This is a genomic window from Actinosynnema sp., from assembly GCF_052038725.1.
Genome location: NZ_JBQGCX010000182.1, coordinates 1 through 2566 on the forward strand (window position 1 = coordinate 1; position 2566 = coordinate 2566).

At 77.4% G+C, this 2566-nt stretch carries 3 protein-coding genes and 1 pseudogene; 2 read left to right on the top strand and 2 right to left on the bottom strand.

The window, feature by feature from the left end; genetic code table 11:
• Window positions 1-186: 186 nt before the first annotated feature.
• A complete protein-coding gene (locus tag ACTUAL_RS03340; RefSeq protein WP_096494995.1) occupies window positions 187-972 on the top strand; it encodes an AfsR/SARP family transcriptional regulator in 786 nt (261 codons plus the stop codon).
• A 40-nt stretch (window positions 973-1012) separates the two neighbouring features.
• Window positions 1013-1468 (top strand): VOC family protein, encoded by a 456-nt coding sequence (locus ACTUAL_RS03345; protein WP_440899231.1) that lies wholly within the window; start codon window positions 1013-1015, stop codon window positions 1466-1468.
• A 10-nt stretch (window positions 1469-1478) separates the two neighbouring features.
• Here ACTUAL_RS03345 and lspA read toward each other — a convergent pair whose 3' ends face one another.
• The gene (lspA, locus tag ACTUAL_RS03350; RefSeq protein WP_440899232.1) at window positions 1479-1988 is read right to left on the bottom strand and encodes a signal peptidase II; all 510 of its coding nucleotides are present in this window, start codon (window positions 1986-1988) and stop codon (window positions 1479-1481) included.
• A 278-nt stretch (window positions 1989-2266) separates the two neighbouring features.
• Window positions 2267-2566 (bottom strand): annotated as a pseudogene (locus ACTUAL_RS03355) (MFS transporter); the annotation flags it as partial.

Consider the following 2566-nt stretch of genomic DNA (forward strand, 5'->3'; position numbering starts at 1 on the left):
TGCTCAGCGCGCGCCGGTCCGGCCACCGGGGCTCGGGGCGCACGCTCCCACGTCGCGGTATACGTCCGGTATGCGCCGTGATCGACCTCCCCTATGGGCTCCGGCGAGAACGACCGGTGACTCCGGGTAGGACATAACTGGGTGTGCTGGCGGGAGAGCGGGACCAGGGGCGGTGGAGGAGCGGGGATGGCGGTCCGTGCGGTGGCGCGTGCGCAGCAGGGCGTGACGATCCGGCTGTTCGGCGGGCAGGAGCTGAGCGGCCCTCACGCGCGCGGCGTGGTGCCCCGCGGGGTGAAGGCGCGCACGCTGCTCGTCGCGCTGGCGCTGGACGCGGGCGCGGCCGTGTCCACCGGGCGGTTGCTCGACACCCTGTGGGAGCAGGAGCCGCCGCGCAGCGCGGGGAAGAACCTCCAGCTGTACGCGAGCAGGCTGCGCCGCTGCCTGGACGACGTGGGCCTGGGGCTGGGCGGGCTGCTGGTGCACGTCGGGCACGGGTACCGGCTGGACGTGCGGCCGGGGTCGGTCGACGCGCTGCGCGTGGCCGAGCACGCGCGCGAGGGCGTGGCGGCGCTGCGGCGCGGGGACGCCGAGGCGGCCGACGCGGAGCTGGGCGCGGCGCTGGCGGGGTGGCCGGTGGAGGGGCTGGTGGGGCTGGTGCCCTCGGAGCCCTCGGTGGCGGTGGCGGGGCTGTGGCGCGAGCGCAGGCTGGCGGTGGTGGAGCACCTGGCGGCGGCGAAGGTGGAGCTGGGGGCGCGCGAGGAGGCGGCCGACCTGCTGGCCGCGCAGGCGGCGGCTAACCCGGCGCGCGAGTCGGCGCACGTCGCGCTGATGCGGGTGCGGGCGCTGCTGGGGGACCGGGCGGGGGCGGTGGAGGTGTACCGGCGGCTGGAGCGGGTGCTCGACGCCGAGCTGGGGATCGGGCCGGGGCCGGAGGCGCGCGCGGTGGTCGGGGCGGTGCTCGGGCGGGTGTGACGCGGGCGCGGGTGTCGGACCCCTGCGGCAGGCTGTCGGGGTGGAGACGACCTTGCAGGTGACGATCGACTGCGCCGACCCGCGGCGGCTGGTGGCGTTCTGGGCCGAGGCCCTCGGGTACGTGCCCGAGCCGCCGCCCGGCGGGCACGCCACCTGGCGCGAGCACTGGGTGGCGACGGGGGTGCCGGAGGAGGAGTTCGCGGACGGGGCGGGGGAGACGCCGGAGTCCGTCGTCGACCCGGCTGGGGTGGGGCCTCGGGTGTGGTTCCAGCAGGTGCCCGAGGCCAAGGCCGGGAAGAACCGGGTGCACCTGGACCTGAAGGTGGGCGGTGGGCGCGGGGTGCCGCTGGAGGTGCGGGTCGAGCGGGTGAGGGCGAAGGTGGAGCGGCTGGTCGAGGCGGGGGCCGGGGTGCTGCGGGTCGTGGACGAGCCGGGCGCGGGGCACTACGGCGTGGTGCTCCAGGACCCGGAGGGGAACGAGTTCTGCGTGGTCTGAGCGGGGGGCGCTAGCGCCCGGCGGGCTCCTGCGGGACCGGTGCGGGCTCCGGCTCCGGGGTGAGCAGCGTGACCAGGACCAGCAGGACCGCGCCCGCGCTGATCAGCACGTCGGCCACGTTGAACGTCGCGAACCAGCCGGTGTGGAAGTAGTCGGTGACCGCGCCGTCGAACGCCCGGTCCACCAGGTTCCCGACCGCGCCGCCCAGCACCAGCGCCAGGGCGACCCGGCCCCAGCGCGGGGTGCTCGGTGCGGTGCGGTGGGCGTGCAGGGCCACCCCGAGGGTGATCAGCGCCGTCACCGCCGTCACGACCCCCGCGGGCAGCGAGGAGCCGAGGCTGAACGCCACGCCCTCGTTGTGGAGCAGGCGCAGCTGGAGCGGGCCGAGGTCGACCGGGCCGTCGACCAGGTTCCGCTCGGCCAGGACCTTGGCCGCCAGGTCCGCGACCGCGCCCACCGCCGCGATCGTGAACAGCGCCGCGCGGCCGGTGGGGCGGGTGGTCTTCGCGTCGAGCCGCACCGGGGCCTCCCACCGGTCGGGGTACTGGGCGCGACAGTACAGCCCGCTTGGACAGCGCCGGGCCGGACAGCGCCGGGTCGGACCGGTGCCAGGGCCTGTCCCCACCGGGCCTCGCCTCCGCCAAGCCCGGACTCCGCCAAGCCCAGGCTCCGCCGGGGCCAAACAGCGCTGGGGCCCGACAGCGCTGGGGCCGGACAGCGCTGGGCCCTGGCCCCGCCAAGCCTGGCTCCCCATGTCCGGCCCGCCGAGGTTCCCCCCGGCGGGCCGGGGTCACCGGGCTATCGGGTCGCCGTGCCGCGTGCCACCAGCAGCGCGATCACCACCAGCACCGCCGCCAGCCCGAGCAGGCCGAAGCCCAGGGTGCTCACCGTCGCGATCGCCCCGACCAGCAGCGGGCCGCCCGCGTCGCCCAGCTCGCGCCCGACCTCGGCCGCGCCCATGGTCTGCCCGACCCGTTCCTGCGGGGTGTGCGAGGCCAGGTGGGCGAACCCGATCGGCGTCGCCAGGCCGGTGCCCGCGCAGATCGCCAGCGCGGCCACCACCAGGCCCGCCACGCCGGGCAGCGTCGCCGCCGCCAC

Bases quoted from the DNA above. Each gene is read 5' to 3' on its own strand.
- ACTUAL_RS03340 (WP_096494995.1), top strand. From the start codon at position 187: ATGGCGGTCCGTGCGGTGGCGCGTGCGCAGCAGGGCGTGACGATCCGG.